The sequence below is a fragment of the Cognatishimia activa genome (assembly GCF_026016445.1).
GTDB classification, from domain to species: Bacteria; Pseudomonadota; Alphaproteobacteria; order Rhodobacterales; family Rhodobacteraceae; genus Cognatishimia; species Cognatishimia activa_B.
On the sequence record NZ_CP096147.1, the window covers coordinates 2,066,711 to 2,086,822 of the forward strand.

17 protein-coding genes are annotated in these 20,112 nt (G+C 54.2%); 11 read left to right on the forward strand and 6 right to left on the reverse strand.

Annotated features, from left to right (window positions below; translation table 11 throughout):
• Window positions 1-140 precede the first annotated feature (140 nt).
• The gene (locus tag M0D42_RS10335; protein WP_265018531.1) at window positions 141-1,052 is read right to left on the reverse strand and encodes a LysR family transcriptional regulator; all 912 of its coding nucleotides are present in this window, start codon (window positions 1,050-1,052) and stop codon (window positions 141-143) included.
• A gap of 97 nt (window positions 1,053-1,149) precedes the next feature.
• Between M0D42_RS10335 and M0D42_RS10340 the strand changes: the two genes are divergently transcribed.
• Genes M0D42_RS10340 through M0D42_RS10350 form a run of 3 tightly spaced genes read left to right on the forward strand, consistent with a single transcriptional unit; the run spans window position 1,150 to window position 3,713 of the window.
• Window positions 1,150-1,929: a CmcJ/NvfI family oxidoreductase gene (locus M0D42_RS10340; RefSeq protein ID WP_265018532.1), complete on the forward strand. Its 780-nt coding sequence runs from the start codon at window positions 1,150-1,152 to the stop codon at window positions 1,927-1,929.
• 52 nt (window positions 1,930-1,981) lie between these two features.
• Complete coding sequence (locus tag M0D42_RS10345) at window positions 1,982-2,770, forward strand: SDR family NAD(P)-dependent oxidoreductase (protein WP_265018533.1); 789 nt, start codon at window positions 1,982-1,984, stop codon at window positions 2,768-2,770.
• A gap of 34 nt (window positions 2,771-2,804) precedes the next feature.
• The gene (locus tag M0D42_RS10350; RefSeq protein ID WP_265018534.1) at window positions 2,805-3,713 is read left to right on the forward strand and encodes a 2OG-Fe(II) oxygenase; all 909 of its coding nucleotides are present in this window, start codon (window positions 2,805-2,807) and stop codon (window positions 3,711-3,713) included.
• Window positions 3,714-3,776: 63 nt separating this feature from the next.
• On the opposite strand, the gene M0D42_RS10355 is transcribed toward M0D42_RS10350, so the two are convergent.
• On the reverse strand, window positions 3,777-4,838 hold the full coding sequence (locus M0D42_RS10355) for a Hint domain-containing protein (RefSeq protein WP_265018535.1): 1,062 nt from the start codon (window positions 4,836-4,838) through the stop codon (window positions 3,777-3,779).
• 96 nt (window positions 4,839-4,934) lie between these two features.
• Window positions 4,935-5,855 carry a lipid A deacylase LpxR family protein gene (locus M0D42_RS10360; RefSeq protein WP_265018536.1) on the reverse strand — a complete coding sequence of 307 codons (921 nt, stop codon included), beginning with the start codon at window positions 5,853-5,855 and terminating at the stop codon, window positions 4,935-4,937.
• 232 nt (window positions 5,856-6,087) lie between these two features.
• Here M0D42_RS10360 and gndA point away from each other — a divergent pair, with 232 nt between their 5' ends.
• On the forward strand, window positions 6,088-7,494 hold the full coding sequence (gene gndA, locus M0D42_RS10365) for an NADP-dependent phosphogluconate dehydrogenase (protein ID WP_265018537.1): 1,407 nt from the start codon (window positions 6,088-6,090) through the stop codon (window positions 7,492-7,494).
• Between the two features lie 19 nt (window positions 7,495-7,513).
• On the opposite strand, the gene M0D42_RS10370 is transcribed toward gndA, so the two are convergent.
• Window positions 7,514-8,122 carry a response regulator gene (locus M0D42_RS10370; protein ID WP_265018538.1) on the reverse strand — a complete coding sequence of 203 codons (609 nt, stop codon included), beginning with the start codon at window positions 8,120-8,122 and terminating at the stop codon, window positions 7,514-7,516.
• 251 nt (window positions 8,123-8,373) lie between these two features.
• Between M0D42_RS10370 and M0D42_RS10375 the strand changes: the two genes are divergently transcribed.
• From M0D42_RS10375 to M0D42_RS10405, 7 genes are all read left to right on the forward strand, one after another.
• Complete coding sequence (locus M0D42_RS10375) at window positions 8,374-8,880, forward strand: molybdopterin-dependent oxidoreductase (RefSeq protein WP_265018539.1); 507 nt, start codon at window positions 8,374-8,376, stop codon at window positions 8,878-8,880.
• Window positions 8,881-8,915: 35 nt separating this feature from the next.
• Window positions 8,916-11,417: a hybrid sensor histidine kinase/response regulator gene (locus M0D42_RS10380; protein WP_265018540.1), complete on the forward strand. Its 2,502-nt coding sequence runs from the start codon at window positions 8,916-8,918 to the stop codon at window positions 11,415-11,417.
• 53 nt (window positions 11,418-11,470) lie between these two features.
• Window positions 11,471-13,708, forward strand: a complete 2,238-nt coding sequence (locus M0D42_RS10385) for a heavy metal translocating P-type ATPase (protein WP_265018541.1) — start codon at window positions 11,471-11,473, stop codon at window positions 13,706-13,708.
• Window positions 13,705-14,103: a Cu(I)-responsive transcriptional regulator gene (gene cueR, locus M0D42_RS10390; RefSeq protein WP_265018542.1), complete on the forward strand. Its 399-nt coding sequence runs from the start codon at window positions 13,705-13,707 to the stop codon at window positions 14,101-14,103. The genes M0D42_RS10385 and cueR overlap by 4 nt, the downstream gene beginning before the upstream one ends.
• Before the next feature lie 107 nt (window positions 14,104-14,210).
• Complete coding sequence (locus M0D42_RS10395) at window positions 14,211-15,593, forward strand: cryptochrome/photolyase family protein (protein WP_265018543.1); 1,383 nt, start codon at window positions 14,211-14,213, stop codon at window positions 15,591-15,593.
• A 164-nt stretch (window positions 15,594-15,757) separates the two neighbouring features.
• Window positions 15,758-16,759, forward strand: a complete 1,002-nt coding sequence (gap, locus tag M0D42_RS10400; protein WP_265018544.1) for a type I glyceraldehyde-3-phosphate dehydrogenase — start codon at window positions 15,758-15,760, stop codon at window positions 16,757-16,759.
• An 87-nt stretch (window positions 16,760-16,846) separates the two neighbouring features.
• The gene (locus M0D42_RS10405; RefSeq protein ID WP_265018545.1) at window positions 16,847-16,990 is read left to right on the forward strand and encodes a glyceraldehyde-3-phosphate dehydrogenase; all 144 of its coding nucleotides are present in this window, start codon (window positions 16,847-16,849) and stop codon (window positions 16,988-16,990) included.
• 128 nt (window positions 16,991-17,118) lie between these two features.
• On the opposite strand, the gene M0D42_RS10410 is transcribed toward M0D42_RS10405, so the two are convergent.
• Both M0D42_RS10410 and M0D42_RS10415 read right to left on the reverse strand, forming a co-directional pair.
• Window positions 17,119-17,622 carry a DUF6985 domain-containing protein gene (locus M0D42_RS10410; RefSeq protein WP_265018546.1) on the reverse strand — a complete coding sequence of 168 codons (504 nt, stop codon included), beginning with the start codon at window positions 17,620-17,622 and terminating at the stop codon, window positions 17,119-17,121.
• A gap of 139 nt (window positions 17,623-17,761) precedes the next feature.
• Window positions 17,762-20,050, reverse strand: a complete 2,289-nt coding sequence (locus M0D42_RS10415; RefSeq protein WP_265018547.1) for a glycoside hydrolase family 55 protein — start codon at window positions 20,048-20,050, stop codon at window positions 17,762-17,764.
• Between the last annotated feature and the right edge of the window lie 62 nt (window positions 20,051-20,112).

The following is a 20,112-nucleotide window of genomic DNA, read 5'->3' on the forward strand; positions in this document are numbered from 1 at the left end:
CGTATAGGGTTTCGAAGGGCGTTGTCCTCTTCCCGGATTTGGCCGGAATGACAGGAATCCCCTTGCGGGGGCCACCAACACCAATGAAATGGGGCTTATAGCTAGGAATAAATGGGAGTCAACGGCCCAAAACCACAAACTTAAGCTGTTTTAGCCCAAACAGGTTTTTTGCCGATATGCTCGGTCAGGAAATCAATAAAGACCCGGACTTTGGCAGAGACCACATTGCTTTTGGGATAGATCAGCCAAAGTGCTGGCTTCTGCGCGATTTCATATTTCGGCAGCACCTGCACGAGCTGCCCTGATCCAAGCTCATCATGCACGAGCCAAAGTGAGCAGATGGATATGCCCGCGCCGGACAAAGTGGCCTGCTTTTGAGTCTGCCCATCGTTCAAAACCAAAGTGTGAGCACAACGCTTTGGATCGAAATCGGTGACAGTGCCATCTTCGGAAACCAACCCACGCGGATCTCGGTCCCGAAACGCAATCATTCGGTGGCTATCAAGCTCCGCAGGGTCTTCAGGCGTCCCAAACCGCGCCAAATACTCTGGGGATGCACAGAGGATGCGCTTGTCATCTGCAAGTTTGCGTGCGGTCAGGCTGCTGTCCTCCAGAACAGAATTGCGCAGTGCAAGATCATAGCTTCCTTCAATCAAGTCGAACTGCGCATCCGAAAAATGCAGATCAAGCATCAAGTCAGGATATGCGTCCATAAACGCTGGCAACAGCGGCGCTATGTAGATCTGGGCAAATGTGCTTGGCGCCGTGAACCGCAAGCGCCCACTTATGCTCGTCTGCCCTTTTCCAAGAACCGCCAATGCCGCTTCTTCCTGGGCAATCATTTCGCGGGCGTAGGGCAGAAAGTCCTGCCCCTCAAGTGACAGGGAGACTTTGCGCGTAGACCGGTGAAGCAACTCAGCCCCCAAAAACCGTTCCAATTTGGCAATCCGAGTGCTGGCCACCGCCGGAGCCATGCCAAGCGCCCGCCCTGCTGCACTGATGTTCAGCATTTCTGCCGCCAAAACGAATAATCGTAGGGTTTGAGTCTCCATATTTTATACTTTTTCGGAATACTGAAATCATTTCCAGCCCGTTTTTATATTTTTTCACTGCTTTAAGTCTGATGCAACACGGAAGCAGGAGCCTCTTATGACAAGAACAGCGATGGTTAATTACCATGTCCACAAACCGCATAGGCAAGCATTTGAGCTGGATGCCGGTGGTATTGTCGGCAATCTCATATCACCTGAGCTCGCTCCGACAGAAGTGACCGTTTATGATGAACGGGGCGTTGGGGCCGCGACGACATTTGAAGGATCATCTGTCGGCTTCAGCAGCTTCCCAACAGCTGTCACACAATTTGACAACACAGCGAATTGGCGCGCGACATACGATCAAGAGCTGACCAAGCTTTTGACCAGCGAGCTTGACGCGAAAGAAGTGGTGATCTTCGACCATACCGTTCGCCTTGATGACCCGGACGCAGATCGAAAACCCGCACGAAATGTGCATAGCGACTATAGCCTGCACGGCGCGAAACAGCGGATCATTGATATCCTCGGCGAAGGCACCGCCGAAGAGTGGAGCCAAGGGCACTACGCTTTCATCAATGTCTGGCGCCCGATCGACAATCCTATCAACTCTGCACCGCTGGGTTTCATCCTGCCAGAGAGTGTGGCCGATGACGACTGGATATTGCTCGACCTGATCTACCCGGATCGCAAAGGGCAGATCATGGGATTGGCCGCGAACCCGGATCATGAGTGGATTTATATGTCAAAGATGACCCCGGATGATGTCGCGTTTTTCAACATCTACGACAATCGCGGCCGCGCCTCTATCGCGCATAGCGCTTTGGACATGATCGAAGATCCCAACGTGTCCAGCATTCGCAAAAGCATCGAAAGCCGCACGCTGGTGCGCTTCTAAATTTCTCAGACGTATGGCGGACCTCCGCTCCTCAAAACTCCAAAGGACGACCATGACCAAAACTATTCTCATCACAGGCGCTACCGATGGCATCGGTCTAGTGACCGCTAAGAAACTGGCCGCCGAAGGACACACAGTCCTTTTGCATGGCCGTAGCAAGGCGAAGCTCGAAAATGCGGCCAAAGAAGTCGGCGGTGGACCGGAAACCTACATCGCAGATCTTTCTAAGATCGCCGATGTTCACGCTCTTGCTGCTGATATTCGAGAGAGCCACGCCACGATTGATGTCATCATCAACAACGCCGGCGTTTTCAAACTCCCTAACGCAAAAACTGCGGAAGGATTTGATACGCGTTTCATGGTCAATACATTCGCGCCTTACATTCTGACTGAGGCTCTGTTGCCAATCCTGTCCAAGGGCGGCCGGATCGTGAACCTCTCCTCCGCCGCACAAGCCCCTGTCGACCTGCAGGCCATGCTTGGCCAGCGGCAACTTGACGACATGGGTGCCTACGCTCAAAGCAAATTGGCAATCACCATCTGGTCGCATGAACTCGCACAGGAACTCGGTGAAAATGCGGTCGTCGTGGCAGTCAACCCAGGCTCATTGCTGGCTTCCAAGATGGTCAAAGAAGGGTTTGGCGTCGCCGGCAACGATCTGAACATAGGTGCGGACATTCTGATCGCGGCGGCTCTGGGAAATTCTTTTGCAAACGCGTCAGGCAAGTACTTTGACAATGACAGCCGAACCTTTGCCTCCCCGCATTCAGCGGCCCTAGATGCAGACCATCGCGCACAGGTGATGCAGGGCATCAAAGACGCCGTAGCGCGGCTTGGTTAAGCCGCAACCACTTACAATAGCTAGAGAAACGACAATGCAAACAAATGCACTTGAACAGGCACGCTCTGTAGAACGGCCAACCCGCGACGAGCAGCTGATGCGCGCGCCATCGGTTCAACGTTTTTGGGCCGACAACCGGAACCTTCTTCAAGAGGCTTGGTCGGAATGGGAAAACAATGAAGCCGAAGGTTTGGGGCCGGACGACAGCCTATATGACCCTCATTTGCGCGCAGCTGTTGAGCAAGCGTGGCAAAACCCAAGCTCCGAGGCCGCGGTCAAGGATCTGTGGGAGGAAGTCTTCCCTGGTGTCTATAAGGCTCAATTCTTCGACCCAGAACAGCTAAGGTCCTTTCGGGACTACCTTGAGAACGTCGCGGATGCGGGCATCCCTCTTCGTCCTCCCTATGGCATCTCGCTGAACCGGGGCGGTGCGATGTTGGACAGTCGGTCGGAAGGTTTCCTTGCCGCGCCACAGTTCCAATCGTTCTACCAAGGTCTGATGAACAGCTACATGCGCCCAATCTCGCGGCTCTTGTTCCCGGATGTCATGGGGTATGACACGCAGACCTTTGGGTTCTCGATCCAGTGGCAAGCCGACAAAGACACCTCGCTGCGCGCGCACACGGATGCATCAGCAGTTACGCTGAACATCAATTTGAACCTGCCCGGAGAAGACTTCTCAGGCTCTGGTGTCCGCTTTTTCGACCGCGCAACACGCCGGGTAGAAGAGTTGACTTTCGCACCAGGCACCGCCCTGATCCACCACGGCAGTGTACCGCATGAATCCATGCCAATCACTGAGGGCGAACGTTCAAATATCGTGCTTTGGCTCTATGGCGATCACGGAGCCATTCCACCGCTAGGCACCGATGCAAAACCGGTGTCGCCGCAGGAACGCTGGACCACTCCATCGATTAAAAACGATGGTTTTGCACCCTTCTAAAACAAAGATAAGGCGATTGAAGTTCAATCGCCTTGTCCGCTTAGTACTTTCTACGATGTGTGTTTAAGCAGCCTCGTGACGCAGGATTGCTGCCTCTGAAGCAGTCAATTGGCGTCTCGCGTGATCGCCATAAGTATAAGGCCGCGCTTCCAATTCTGGGTTCAGACCCAAAAGCCGTTCTCTGTCTTCGGCATCCAGAGCTGACATAGCGGCATCAGCCGGATGGAAGCTTTCGGTCTCTACCCCGTTCGCGAAAATGATCTCATGCTGCGGCAACATAAGATGCATGTATGTCACCTCTCGAGAGCGATAATCCAAAGTCACCGACTGCCCATTTTCGAGCTGGCGCGCAGAGACCAAAACCTCAGGCGTATTGAACAATGCGCGGGCAACCTCGCCACGTACCAAGACGCGATGTTCAGGAGAAACCACCAGCTCGCGACGCGGCCAATCATGCCCCAAAGCGCCGGGACGAATGCGAATTGGGCGCAGTTTTGGTAACGCAAAGAGGCGCGCGCCTGTCATGCGGCGCGACCCGATCCATTGCACCTCCTGCGCACCGTTGTCCTTGGTGACAACAGCATCGCCTTCGCGCAACTGCTCGATCGGCACTGGTCCGGTTGGCGTTTCAATCAAAGTGCCCGGTGTGAAACAGATCACCCGTGCGGTTTCTGGATCAAGAGGATCATCGATGGCCGCATCCAACGAATGATGCACAACCCACAGATCAACGCCCTTTGGTGGAATTTGGTCAACAAACATCAAGAGCGGCGCGCCCTGCTCAACGTTGATCAGCGTCACGGTGTAACTTTGCTGGCCATCAGACACAACAAAAGAGCTGTCCTGCAGCGTTTCATCAACATCGATGTCCTGAATGCGATTTGTGCCCGTCATGGCCGCGCCAACAAGTTTGCGCACCATGCGAGCCGCCTTGCGCCGCAAGATCATTTCGCTTTCGCCACGCTCTAGTCGCAACAAGTCCGTTGGGCCATCAACCCGAACGGCGTCCCCACGCCAAGACCACACTGCGCCTTTCTGAATTGCGCTTAAGGGTGCAGTCCCAAGACCATCAACTTCTGTTTGCGACCAGGAAATGACGAACGTGCCAAGAAAGCCCGCTCCCATGTTCCGTGTCCTGCCTCAAATTCTTATTGGGCTGACGTTAACAAAAGTGATTCGCTCTGGGAAGCCCCTAAAGAATCTCGAATTGATACCAGTGGTTTAAAAGTCAAACCGTATACGCACCGCACCAACGACCTGGCCCTCGTCCTGGCCGGTAAACTCTGGGCTCAGCCAAGTCGCACCATAGTAGACGCTGGTGCTCTCACCCTGCCAGTTCATGCCGATGCGATACCGTTCACGGGTGTCTTCAATTGTGACGCCGGAAGATGCGGGCAGATAGATCGAGCTTTGAACAACGGCAAAATCAGCGCCTGCCAGAAATGACCAACCGGGGCGGTTCTGATATGTTGTCTGATAGCGCTGGCCGCTGACAGGATCGCGCACCAAAAGTTCGTCATGGCCAAATTGACCCAATGTGAAATCAAATCCCGCACGCAGCAGTGTTTCATCCCCTGCCCGTGCTTCGACAAATGGGCGCAGACGCGCGTTCTCGCTGAGTTCGTAAATATAACCAACTTCAGCAACCCCGGTGAGGGCAAGCTTGTTGCCAACCTGATTATTGAGAACCGTGTCAGACGGTTCAGCAACAGAAAAGGCATTGTGTAGCCAAGTCTGTATATCACCAATCCCCGAGCTCGGACCGACGAGAGTCAGATCAGCACCGAGAGCGATGTCAAAGCCGCTGCGCTCAAAATGAGTATGCGCACCAATGGACAAAGCACCTGCATAAGGACGATCCGTTGGATCTGGGCTCTGCAAATTATCTGGAGCAATCACTTGCCCCATAATCCGCATCTCGATCAGGTCGCCAAAACCCTCAGGACGTTGGCCTCCCCAAGGTTGACCATAGAGATGGCTGCCAACAATCGAGCCAGACCGCCAACGGTCTTGCCCATCCCCCAGAAAGTCGTTCACAATCAGGCGGCCATAGCCAATCTGTTCAGCCTCTGCTTGCACTGCAATGCTGCTTGCGCCGCCAAAAACAAGGCTTGCTGCCAAAATCGTCTTAAGAATTCCCATGGTCGTCCTGCTCGCTATCGTTGTGGGCACACTACCCGCTTTTGGCGCAAAGAAAAGCGAGCGAACAGCGGCTTTAACGCGACGTGGCAATCTGGGAACACTTGCACAGGCCTGGGCGGACCGATAAGCCGCTTAAGGGGGATGTTTGCAACTGACGCGCTGCATACATCAGTACCGAAATTGCCTCTGGAGTAATTGCTGTGAGGCTCAGGACAAGTGATGGGAGTTGCACATGGCCGTGGCCTCAATGGGTTTGATTGGAGTTGGGACAATGGGCAGTGCCCTGGCGTTGAATATCGCCGAAAACGGACACCCGATTGCGCTCTACAATCTTGATCCCAGCACCATCGACGCTCTGATCTCTGAAGCTGGTGAACTTGCCTCTAAACTCACCAAGACCGAAAGCCCTGCTGACCTCGTCTCCAAAATGTCAGCTCCCCGTGCGATCATCTTGCTTGTCCCCGCTGGCGCGCCGGTTGATGCCACGATTGATGCCCTCCTTCCGCATCTCGCGCCTGGCGACACAATCATCGACGGCGGTAATAGCGATTTTCGCGAAACGCAGGCGCGCACCGCAAAAGTGGAAGCCGCAGGTTTCAATTTTCTGGGTGTCGGCGTTAGTGGCGGCGCCGAAGGCGCACGTCGCGGTCCATCCATGATGGTTGGTGGATCGCCCAGCGCCTGGGAGCCAATTCGACCTGTTCTGGAAGCCATCGCCGCGAAACACGAAGGCGACCCATGCGTGGCCCATCTTGGCCCAGATGGCGCAGGGCATTTCGTGAAAACTGTTCACAATGGCATCGAATATGCCGACATGCAGTTGATTGCAGAAACCTATGGCCTGCTTCGTGATGGAGAGGGCCGAGCTCCTGCAGATATTGCACCTCTGTTCGACCGTTGGAACGAAGGCGCGTTGCGCAGCTACTTGACAGAAATCACAGGGAAAATTCTAGCCGCTGTCGACCCAAATACGGGCAAACCCGTTGTTGATGTGATTGTGGACAAAGCAGGCCAAAAAGGCACCGGACGTTGGACGGTTATCGAAGCCATCCGCATGGGGCAATCCGCCTCCATCATCGAAGCCGCTGTCGGCGCGCGCGTATTGTCCTCCGAACGCGATACCCGGCAAGTGGCTGCAAACATCCTGAATGCAGAACCGGAAACTGATGACGTCAGTTTCAATGAAGCTGATCTAGAATCTGCGCTCCTATCCGCACGTATTCTGGCCTATGCGCAAGGGTTCCGTATTCTACATGCCGCGTCAGATGAATTTGGCTGGGATCTTGATTATGCCCGCGTTGCTGAGATCTGGCGTGAGGGCTGCATTATCCGTTCAGCCCTGTTGGATGACATTGCAACCGCCTTCCGAGGTGATCTCCCTGAGGGGCGCCTGATCCTGTCAGACTTCTTTGCGCCTCTCTTGGCCAAACATATCGGCGCCCTGCGTCGTGTGGTAGCTCAGGCTGTTTTGGCAGGGTTGCCCGTACCAGCGCTTTCATCGGCTTTGTCATGGTATGACGAAATCCGTCAGGCGCGCGGCACTGCCGATTTGATCCAAGGACAAAGGGATTTCTTTGGGGCGCATAGCTTCCTGCGTTTGGATCAGGAAGGCTCCCATCACGGACCATGGCGCAGCTAAGTTATAAATAGGAGGCAGGTCAGAACAGCCCTGCTTCCTTTGCGATCATCGCCGCATGAGTCCTGTTTTTGGCCTCAAGCTTTTTGCAAAGCGTCCGGACGTGCAGCTTGATTGTGACCTCTTGCAGGTCCAACTCGCGTGCGATTTCCTTGTTTGCCAATCCACGGCACAATCCGTTCAAAACCTCGGCCTCGCGGCGGCTGAGTTGCTGCGCGAGCGGGTTCTGATCTGCGTTCCCAGCCATATGGGAAACCGGCACGAAAGTCTCACCCGCCAGCATAAACCGTACGGCATGTACTAGGCTCTGGGCGGTCATGGTTTTCGGCAAATACCCAATGGCGCCACGATCAACCGCATCCTGCGCCAAATTAGCAGGTGCATTGCCTGACAGAATGGCCACGCCTTTTGCAACGCCAGCTTCAATGGCCTTGTCCAACCCTTCCAACCCCATCATGCCGGGCATGTTGTAATCGAGCAAAAGCAGATCAAAAGGCCCCTGCTCCGCGCCGACCTTCAAGGTCTCTGGCAACGAACTGGCTAAGGCCACTTCAGCCCCTCCGGCATTTTCCAAATAGGCCGAAAGGGTCTCTCGAACCAAATCATGGTCATCAGCAATTAATATGCGCATGGTAGCAACCATCGTAGAGGCTTTTGACGCGCTATAGCGGGTTCGGACTAATTGGTCACCTGATTATGTTGACCCCACAGAAGCGCGTCGGTTGAAATCTCAGGTTGAGCTTAGCGCGAATCTTCTACCGATGGCTATGACTTTTGGTGACCCTCCTATCCTTTCGGGTATAATTCCCTGCATTTGAACAGGTTCATTGTTGCTCTAGCTGTGGCACAAAATTGGGGTGAAGCGAATTGAAGGCCTTGATAATGATCTTGAAAAGATTTCTCGCGCTGTGTGTTGTTCTTCTTTTGCCCGGTGTATCTGCCGCCGAAGAAATCACGGCCCCATCTGGCCCAGTGATCTTAACGGTCACCGGTGACATCGCACGCACCAATGGAGAGGGTGCTGCACATTTTGACTTGCAAATGCTTGCCGAAATGCCTGTCACAACCTTTGAAACCACAACCATCTGGACTGAAGGTGCACAGCTCTTCACAGGTGTTGAATTGCATACGCTCGCGGAAAAGCTGGGTGTGCAGGGCGATCACTTGGTGGCCAGCGCCATAAATGACTATCACGTGGAAATACCCATGACTGACGCACAAGTCGGGGGACCAATCCTCGCCTATATGCGCAACGGTGAAGTCATGTCTGTGCGCAACAAGGGACCATTGTGGATCGTATATCCCTATGATTCAAATGTGGCCTACCGAACCGAAACCATTTACTCGCGCAGCATATGGCAGCTGGATCGGATCAAGGTCATGAAATAGACTCGCGCCGGGGCAATATGAAATGGCGGTCACCAATGCGCATCTCTGGCGGATTAAAAACGACTTTGTTTGTTTTGGCGCTTGCCCTTGCCCTTTTTCAAATCGGCACGCTTGTCATCAGCGTGGCACAGCAAGTGGATCGTCTCTCAAAAGCGAGCAGCGGCGATGGGCTGTGGCACCTCTCTCAGGTTGAGGTCGATTATCGCCGTCTGACGACAGCGCTGGCAGAAGCCGATGATCCTGCAGGATATGGAGAAGTAAGACATCGGTTTGATGTGCTTTTCAGCCGTGTTCTTACCCTTCAGGAAGGTGACAGCTACGCGATCCATCGCACGCAGCCGACATTTTCCAATCATCTTTCTGAAGTTCTTGCGTATTTGAATGCGGCCCTCCCCTATATCGATGGGGATGACGTGGTCATGGCGAGGGAACTTGAGAAACTTATCAGCAAGACAAAATCTATCGACGATCCCATCAGACACCTTGCCCTCAATGGTGTTTTGAATAACGCGCAGCTTGGGGAGGCACTGCGTAATGACACGCGCGACCTCTTGCTACGTCTATTTGCAGCAACGATGGCTCTGATTGTTGGGTTGATACTGCTGATCATCGTTCTTAGGCGGCTCTACAAGCGCGCGCAGACGATCTCGGATGACAACAGGATGGCACGCGCGCGTATTGCAAGCATGATCCACGCATCTCTGGATGCAATTCTGGTCACGGATCCTGATGGTAAATTGCTGGATATGAACCGCGCCGCGGAACGCCTGTTTGATATCGATCTCAAATCCGCGGACGACATCTATCTCAGTGCCCTGATCAGAGGCCGGAATGAGGATGGAAGCTATAACAACCCGGCCAAATCGGGTTTACTGGCCAAAGGGCGGGTCGAGACGAAAGCCACACGGAAAAACGGCGCAACCTTCCCGGTTGAAATCTCGCTGGTGCAGGCCGAAACCGAAGAACGTTCTGACATCTATGTCGCCTATGTGCGCGATATCTCAGCGCGGCTCGAGGCCGAAGAGAGTTTGAAACAGGCCCGTGATGATGCGCAGGCTGGTGAAAAAGCTAAGGCGCGCTTGCTGGCGGTGATGAGCCACGAAATCCGCACCCCGCTCAATGGTGTACTTGGCGCGGCGGATCTGTTGTCCAAAACAGAATTGGATGCGGGCCAGGAACGCTATGTCACAGCGATGCAAACTTCCGGTGAAATCCTGCAACGCCATATCAACGACGTGCTGGAACTCTCTCGGCTGGATGAGGCGCGCTTGCCGCGCCAGCTTACGCCTATCGACCTTCATCAGTTGATTCCTGAAATTGTCGAAAGTCAGCGTCCATTCGCAGAACAGGCAGAGACGCGGCTGGATATTCGCGTCTTTAAAAACGTGCCCGACAGCGTTTTGGGTGACCAGTTGGCCCTACAACAAGTGCTTCTCAATCTGGTGGGGAACGCAATCAAGTTCACCACGGGAGGAAGTGTTTGTGTCGAAGTCGATCATTTCGGGCAAGGTGATATAATCGAATTTCGCATCATAGATGACGGGATTGGCATTACTGAAGAGGAAGTCAGTAAAGTTTTTGAAGACTTCTATGCCAGCGACACCTCCTTTGCTCGGCGTAAACAAGGGACAGGCCTCGGTCTGGGCATCACCAAACGCATCGTCACATCTATGGGCGGAGATATCGGCGCTGAGAGCATCCCAAACGAAGGCAGCCTCTTTTGGTTCCGACTGCCGATGAGACCGGTCAATGCAGTGGTGCTGCCAAAAGGCATGCACGATCGGAACCTCGTCTCTGCTCATCCGTCTGACATCCTGCTGGTGGAAGACAATGAGATCAATCGGATGATCGCGTCAGATATGCTTCAAAATGCGGGGCATCGTGTCACGCTGGCCACCGGTGGCAAGCATGGCGTTGAGACCGCAAAGGAGAAGGCGTTTGATTTGATCCTGATGGATATCAGCATGCCAGACATGGACGGGTTGACTGCAGCCGAATTGATACGCCGTTCAAACGGGGCCTCAAAGGACACACCAATCATCGCGCTCACGGCGCAGTCCCTTTCGTTCGCCAACGATCAGATCGATCCAGAGGTCATCTCTCAGGTTTTGCAAAAACCTCTGACATCACAGGCGTTGAATCTCGCACTCGAATCCGCTCTTTCGGATTCTGAAGGCGCGGATTGGGGGGGCATCGCTCCGATTGAAGATCACGTTCTGAACGAAGAGATCCTCAATGACGTTGTCGCAAATATTGGCGAGGAAAAAACTCAGGCCCATTTTGAGGAGCTTCAGCAAGACATGCAGATGTTTCTCAAGCAGCTAAAAAATGAAGACGATGAGGACCTGCCCTCAGCGGCGCATCGATTGGCGGGTGCCGCCGCGGTTCTTGGCCTTTGCGCACTTCATCGACATCTCGTTCAGCTTGAATTTGGCTCCTCAGCGGAAAGCGGCACGGGCAAAACAGAGCGAGAGTGGCAAATCGCCCAACAATCCTTTCAGAACCATTTCTTAACAAAATCCACGGGCACCACTTGACCTTCCAGTGACTGGAACCCCTATAAAGAAGGGAGATTCCAAGGACGTTATCAATGGCCCCGAATACTCTGACTCTCGACATTTCCGGCATGACCTGCGCAGGCTGCGCCCGGCGGGTCGAAAAATCTCTGCAATCCCTGGACGGCACTGAAACCGCACGGGTCAATTTCGCAAGTGGCAAGGCCTATCTGATTGGTGCAGAGCTCGATCAAGATGCGGCGCTGAAGGCCGTTCAGTCAGTCGGCTATTCCGCCGAGCCATCCGATGGCACCCATCGTTCTCATTCCGATGAAACCCGAAATTCTGCGCGTAAGCGTTTGATATTGGCAATGATCCTAGCATTGCCGGTGTTTATCTCGGAAATGGGCGGGCATATCGTCCCCAGCTTTCACCATTGGCAGATGATGACCTTCGGTCATGGCAACCTGCTGATATTTCAATTTATCCTGACAACCGCCGTGCTGTTCGGTCCAGGTTTGGCTTTCATCACCAAGGGCATTCCGTTGCTCCTTCGCGGCAGCCCCAATATGGACACTCTTGTGGCCCTAGGTAGCCTTTCCGCCTGGGGGTATTCCTCGGTGGTGCTCTTCGCACCCACTCTGATCCCGCTAAGCGCACGCCATGTCTATTTCGAAGCTGCTGCGGTTATCGTGACACTGATCCTGCTGGGCCGTTGGCTTGAGGACCGCGCCAAGTCACGCGCCGGCACCGCCATCGAAAAGCTGATGGATCATATGCCTGATACAGCAACGGTTCTAATTGACGGCAAGCCAAAAGAAATCCCTGCAGCGGCGCTGCAAGTTGGCGATCTGATCTCCCTGAAGCCAGGCAGCCGGGCACCTGCAGATGGTATTGTGATCAGCGGAAGAAGCGACATGGATGAGGCCATGCTGACGGGCGAACCACTACCGGTCAGCAAGGCAGAAGGGGATCCCGTTACAGGTGGCACGATCAATGGCTCAGGTGCTCTGGTTATTCGCGCATCCCAGGTCGGGAGCGCGACGCTCCTGTCGCAAATCGTGCGCACTGTCGAAGAGGCGCAAGCCGCGGTGCTTCCCGTGCAATCAATGGCTGATAAAGTGGTACAGATATTCGTACCCGCAGTCCTCGCAATTTCGGCACTGACCTTCTTAGGCTGGTACCTACTTGGGCCAGAACCACAGCTTTCTCATGCCCTGATCGCCATGGTCTCAGTACTGATCATCGCCTGCCCCTGCGCCATGGGTCTCGCCGTGCCCATGTCGATCATGGTGGGAACCGGACGTGGGGCCGAATTAGGGGTGCTCTTTGCCAAAGGTGATGCCCTACAACGCCTTCAGGATGTTTCAACTGTGGCCTTTGACAAAACCGGCACGCTGACGCTGGGCAAGCCACACATCGCGGAAACCCATGTAGCGAAGGGCATCTCTGAAACCCAAGCGTTGGCTCTCGCTGCAAGTGCAGAGCATCAGTCTGAACATCCAATCGCTGAAGCCTTCAAGACCGCCACCCGCGATGTCGAGCTGCCTCAAGCGCAGGACGTGAAGGCCACGGTTGGATTGGGCCTATCCGCTACTATTGACGACCAGCGCATATCGATTGGGTCTTTGGGATTTGCGAGGGAACTCGGTCTCCCCTTGCAGAGCTTCGAAACAGAAATCTCAAAGGCGCTTTCGCTGGGGCGCACCGTCGTCTTCATGGCCAATGAAACGACTGTAATCGCGATCTTTGAATTGGAAGACCAACTTAAAGCCGAAGCTGCTCCGATAATCTCACAACTCTCCGCTTTGGGATTGAACACTGTTTTGATCTCTGGCGACCGACCAGAAGCCGCTGACCATGTCGCAACGCAGGTCGGCATTATGCGTGCCTTCGGATCAGTATTGCCGACCGAAAAGGCACAAAAGGTCAAAGAGTTGCAGGCTGAATTTGGCAATGTTGCCTTCGTCGGAGACGGCATCAACGACGCGCCCGCTTTATCTCAGGCAGACGTCGGCATCGCCATGGGCAATGGAACGGATATCGCTCTGGAAAGCGCAGATGTTGTGCTGACCACCGGCGATCTACGCAAACTTCTGACGGCTATGACGATCTCAAAGGCAACCATGCGCAACATCCGTCAAAACCTGTTCTGGGCCTTTGGATACAACACAGTGCTGATCCCGGTCGCCGCTGGGGTGTTCTATGCTTGGCTAGGCTGGCAACTTTCACCCATGCTCGGAGCCGGAGCAATGGCCATGAGCTCACTCTTTGTCGTGATGAACGCGCTGAGACTGCGCCAATTGGCACCCAACCAGGAGGGAATTGCATGAATATCGGAGATATCTCAGACGCCACGGGCCTTCCGAGCAAGACCATTCGCTACTATGAGGACATCGGCCTTGTCATCCCAAAGCGTGCCTCAAATGGCTACCGCCAATTCACCGAAAGCGATCTTCATCATCTCAGGTTCCTCGCCCGCGCCCGACGACTTGGGTTCAGCATCGACAGCTGCAGGCAACTGCTTTCTCTTTATGACAAAGACGACCGTGAAAGCGCCGAAGTTCGCAAGCTCGCTGTATCCCACATGCAAGAAATCGAGCGCAAAATCGCTGAATTGAATGGAATGCATGAAACACTGGCCGCGCTGGTCAATGCCTGCGCAGGAGACCATCGCCCTGACTGCCCAATCCTGAATGATCTGGCCGGAGCGGAAGCTCAGAACTAGGCGGCGGGCGCAGGCGCTCTCAAATTCCACATCATCTGACCTGCCGCCACTGGTCATGGCTAAAATGCGCACTACAGTTGCTTCAAAGACCCCTCATTGGAGCGCATATGTCCGTCAACATTCACTGGTTTCGCAAAGACTTACGTCTCAGCGACAATCCTGCGCTCTGCGCCGCTGCCAAGACTGGGGCGGTGCTTCCGCTCTATATCTTGGACCCTGATCATCTGGAGGGACTTGGTAGCGCAAGCCGGGTTTGGCTGTGCCACAGCCTGCATCAGTTGAAGGGCTCGCTGAATAACAACCTTCTGATCCTTGCCGGGCGCCCTTTGGATATTCTGCCGAAGCTGGTTACAGAAACCAATGCTGCACATGTCACATGGACTCGACGTTACGATCCAGATGGTATCGCGCAGGATCAAACCCTGAAATCGCAACTGGAAACACAGGGCACCCGCGTCCTGAGCCTGAATGGCAGCCTGCTCTGGGAGCCCTGGGAGGTGCAAAAACCCGATCAAACACCCTATCGGGTTTTCACCCCATTCTTCAAACGTGGATGCACAGCTGCTCCGCTGCCACGGCATCCTTTGCCCGCCCCAATTTTGGAGTTCGCGGAGTTTTCCCAACACTCAAAGGCAGATCTTTCCAAGCTCCTACCAAATACCGATTGGCACCAGTCCGTGACATCGCATTGGCAACCGGGCGAATGCGGCGCGGCGCAATCGCTTTGTACGTTCATCGAAAGAGCTTTGAGGGGCTACAAAAAGGGTCGCGATTTCCCGGCCCACCAAGCCACCTCACGCCTGTCACCACATCTGCATTTCGGGGAGATTTCCCCCAATCAAATCTGGCACGCCGTCGCTGCTCTTCCCGCATCCGAAGACACTACGCACTTCAAATCCGAACTGGCCTGGCGCGAGTTTTCTTACCATCTGCTCTTCCGAAATCCGAACCTCCACTCGCGGAACCTAAACCAGAAGTTCGACACCTTTCCCTGGCGAGAGGCCCCGGAAGATCTGCGCAAATGGACACGGGGCCAGACCGGTTTTCCCATTATAGATGCCGGCATGCGAGAGCTTTGGCAGACCGGCTATATGCACAATCGCGTGCGCATGATTGTCGCCTCGTTTCTGACGAAAAACCTGATGATCCACTGGCGTCACGGGCTTGCTTGGTTCCACGACACGCTCTTTGATGCCGATCCCGCCAACAATGCCGCCAGCTGGCAATGGGTGGCTGGGTCTGGCGCAGACGCCGCTCCCTACTTTCGGATATTCAACCCGGTCACACAGGCCCGTAAATTCGATATGGATGGCACCTATATCCGCACCTATGTGCCGGAATTGGCCCATTTGGATGCCAAACACATTCACGCGCCCTGGGAGGCCTCTGAAGAGGTGCAGCTCAGCCTACCTGGCCACTACCCACCACCAATGATCGACCTAAAAGATTCGCGAGAACGCGCGCTTGCGGCCTATTCTGCATTGCCCTGAGAAATCGTTATCGCAAACGGTGCCGCCACCGTTAACGCCAACGGTACCCCCTGCGCCACTGTTAACGTTAACACATTGTCTTAAAAGGTGTTTTTACTTTTTATAGCTAAGCTAGGCCGCTATACGATCAGCAAATCTGTTTTGACCGAACAAGGAAGTTTCTGATGGCTGTCACCGTAGGTATCAATGGCTTTGGCCGGATCGGACGTTGCACACTGATGCACATCGCAGAAGCGGCGCGCGATGACGTTCACGTCGTGAAGGTAAACGCAACTGGCCCAATCGAAACCGCGGCACACCTGATCCGCTATGACTCTGTCCACGGTCGTTTCGCCAATGACGTTGTGGTTCAGAACGGCACCATGGATGTGGGCCAAGGCCCGATGCGCATGTTCTCGACCTACGATATGGATGAGCTCGACTGGACTGGCGTTGACGTTGTGCTCGAATGTACCGGCAACTTCAATGACGGTGAAAAAGCAGCGAAGCACCTGGAGCGTGGCGCCAAAAAGGTGCTGATCTCTGCCCCAGCCAAGAATGTTCAGAAAACCATTGTCTTCGGCGTGAACGACAACCTGCTGACCGCCAACGACAACATGATCTCCAACGGTTCCTGCACCACCAACTGCCTCGCCCCTCTGGCAAAGGTGCTGCACGAAGCGATTGGCATCGAAAACGGTCTGATGACCACGATCCACAGCTACACAGGTGACCAGCCAACGCTGGACCGTCGCCACAAAGACCTCTACCGCGCACGCTCTGCGGCCATGGCGATGATCCCAACCTCCACCGGTGCCGCAAAAGCATTAGGAGAGGTTCTGCCAGAACTCAAAGGCAAGCTTGACGGCACCTCCATGCGCGTTCCAACGCCAAACGTTTCCGCCGTTGACCTGACCTTCGTCGCCTCCAAAGACGTCACCGTTGAGGACGTAAACGAAGTGGTGCGCGAAGCCGCAGCGACACATATGAAAGGTGTGCTGGGCTACGATCCAGAAGCCAAGGTGTCCATCGACTTCAACCACACCACCGAAAGCTCCATCTTCGCTCCTGACCAAACCAAAGTGGTCGGCGGCCGCACCGTGCGCGTTCTGGCATGGTATGACAACGAATGGGGCTTCTCAGCACGTATGGCGGATGTGGCGGCTAAAATGGGCCAAATGGTCTAAGCCATTACCCAAGCCTTTCTAAGACAATTGCGTCCCCGGCATCGCTCAGGCATATCTTGCTAAAGCGAAGGCCGGGGATTTCTTTTTATGACCAACTCAATTGCCATCGGAATTGTGTTTTCTTTGGTTTTGGCTCTGGTCGCTGATCAGGTCTGGCTTGATGGCACAGGAGCGCTATTCGCAGCGCGCAAGTTTGCAGAGCTGATCGAATGGGTGGCTTTTTGGCGGTGAAAGTATTTAAGGAATTTCCCCTAGATTGAGTCTATCGTTCATTCTTCGGATATAGCTGCCACCTAAAATCAGAGATCTAAGGACTGCCATTGGATGGCAGAGGCATGTAGTCTCAATACCATCGGGTATCAAATGTTGCGATCACGCTTCGCGATCCAGAGCACGAACGCAGTGTCAGCCCCACCGACTTCGATAACACGTTTGTCGTGCATCAAAACCCCGAGACCATGTTCTTCGTCCCAACTACAGGCAAATTGGTAGCCCACGTAAGGAACTCCTTGTTTAGAAATCGGGTGTACAAAAATCTCTTCGAGGGCAATTACTTTCGTTAGACCACTTACCGATGTGATCTTTGGCAAGTCTTCCTCGTTTTCATCGATATTATAATCTTCAAAAAACTGGCGTCGAAAGTCAGGATAAGCTTCCAGGACTGCGTTAAGAATTATTGGTTTTTGCCTTTCATGATTTTCTTTAACCCAGGTTGTGAGAGCAACATCGTCTGCGCTCATAGGAGCTTCATCTCTGCCCTCAGGTGCAAAAATTAGCTTGGCCGTTTTGCCTTCGGTGAATTCGGACCATGTAGAAAATTGAACATCTGCCTGCCACCAAAAATCGTCAAATTTGAACTCCATATCACACTCGCTAAATCCAATTATTATTTCTAAGCAAGTAAATGAAAGCAGACATTTGCACAATTCGCAGCATCGTTGACATTGGCCTCATCGCAGACCTTGGCCACGACAGCCAAAGCCCGCATTGATTGAAACCAACCTAAACAGCCGTCATCGACACCCGAACCGTCACTTCACCGCTCAAGGGCTCTTCCCAGTTCAACCGAACCTGATCCCCATCCGTACCCTGCTGCAGGTCCACATATGGCACCGCCCAACGGGTCTGGTTGCCTCCATTCCTTAAACGATCTGTCGTCACAATCGACTCGACCGACCGCGCCTGCCCGCCAAAGGGCAAACCACCGCCGGTATCCACTGTCCAGCTGCTCGCGGCAGAGTTCTGATCATGAGACACCATCAACGGGTTGTAGATCGGAGTTTCAACTTGATGGAACGTATTGCCCTCCACGCGAATATTTTTACCGCGCGCCATGTTGAGTGGCGCAAAGGTTTCGTCCACGCGATCCACGCGATCAATCGATCCATCAATGCTGCGGAATTTATTCCCCGTCACACTCAGACCGCCGATCGATTGCCCCGTCCCATAAGGTTTGATCACCACATAGCTGAACCAGGGCGCGACGTTTCCGGTCAAGAAGACGTTCTCATCGATACTGAGCGCAGAGAAAGAGAAACCCGTTGTGAAATCAGGCTCGGGCTCATGTTCATTGGTCCATTCAATGAAACAATTGTCGATGTAGTTCCCTGAAATTGTTGTGGAACAATAAGAGCTTGCCACAACAATCCCCGCCGTGCGCACCCCTGCAGTCTCTGCGTCCCCTTGGAAGCAATGATTGCCGATGACTTGGTTGTTAGACCCGCCCAGCACCGCGAAATGCTTGAATTGCGTGGCCCGGTTGTTGCGCAGCTTCACATCGTTGGCGTTGGTGTTGACCACAATCGTCGTCCGGTCCTGCGCGCGCTGATCGGCCTCGTTAGTCAGGAATTGGCAACGGTCAATCAACATGCCCTGACAACCTTCCCCATGGCTTGTGATCCCGCGATCCCGCGGGCGCGTAATCCAGCTGTCACGCACATGGAAAATCACCCCGGCGGGCGGCAACAGAATGCCACTGGCGCGGCTGTTACACAGCAGTTCCACATGCGACAGGGAAAAGCGCTGCAGCTTACTAAAACCCGAAAAATCCATGATGTATTTGAAGCGTGTGAATGTATAGGTCTGGGTCCCGGCGGCGTCATAAAGCGGTACGCTCAGTTCCACTTCCTGCGTCGCATCATTCTTGGCTTTGACATAGACCTCGCGGCCCACACCATTGCCTTCAACCAGTGACCCAACCTGAACATTCGCAACATTTGTGACGTTGGTCAGAAAACGCGGGTTCGACGTAGAATAGGTTCCGACTGAGGTCGCTTCGTCAGACAACCACTCGCTGTCCCCTGACACATAGAACTGCGCATTGATGATATTGCGCCGCTGCGCATAGCTTTCTCGATTGGGCACCAACGCCTGCATATCCATCGGAGAGGTGATGGTGATGCGCCGCCCCCCACAATCCAGAGATTCATGATCTGCACTGTTAAAAAGCGACTGAAAGGCCTTCTCGAAAGCCAGCTGCTCATTTCCAAAGGCATCGATATAGGCGGGCAGATCAAAGTTCTTGGTCAGGCTGAATATCGCCTCACGTGGCATCGTGACCGTACCCTCAAAGCGCACACGTTCGGTGAAAACCATGCCGCCATTCAGAAGATAGGTCCCAGCAGAGACCAAAACCGTCCGCCCATTGGCCGCTGCATTCGCCGCCTCAAAGGCATCGGTATCATCCGTCGCGCCGTCTCCGATTGCGCCGTAATCGCGCACATCTACCATGGCCATCATGTCCCGATGAAAGGCAGAGGTCAGATCTTCCACGATAATGTCGTCGATACGCACCACACCGCCGGTGGCACCGGTGAGATCAAGTCCCACATGGGCATAGGTCGGCTCTGTGCCCCAGGCCATATCAACGCCACCGCGTTGACCAGATCCAATGATCGCCGTGATCTCGACAACTTCGCCATAGCTCGTCAGCAATGTGCTTGGCCCAACTTCAGGCAGGCCACTGACATGGCTCCCCCCGCTCCCGCCAGCCCAAGCTGCAATCCGCACACTAGGTAGGCCGCCACTCATGGCCTTCACGCGCGCGCGCACTTGCAAATAACATCCCGGAGAAATCGGCGTTTGTCCAAAGGCGCGCAACTGCTGCGTCACCTCGGTCTTCTGAAGTTCCAGACAGCCTGCGAAATCTGCATCCGCTGGCACGAAGGCCGCGTTCACAGCACCGCTGTAACTATCCGATCCCGGCGTCCCATCACCGCTTGACCAATTGCCCAGACCTTCGCTGAACGCTGGTGGCATCAATACCACGCCCTCGGTGATGACTTTGTTCATCTCTGACCCCTTTTGACCTCGCCGTACTCCGGCGCTTTGGCAAAGGGATAGAGAGAGGGTGT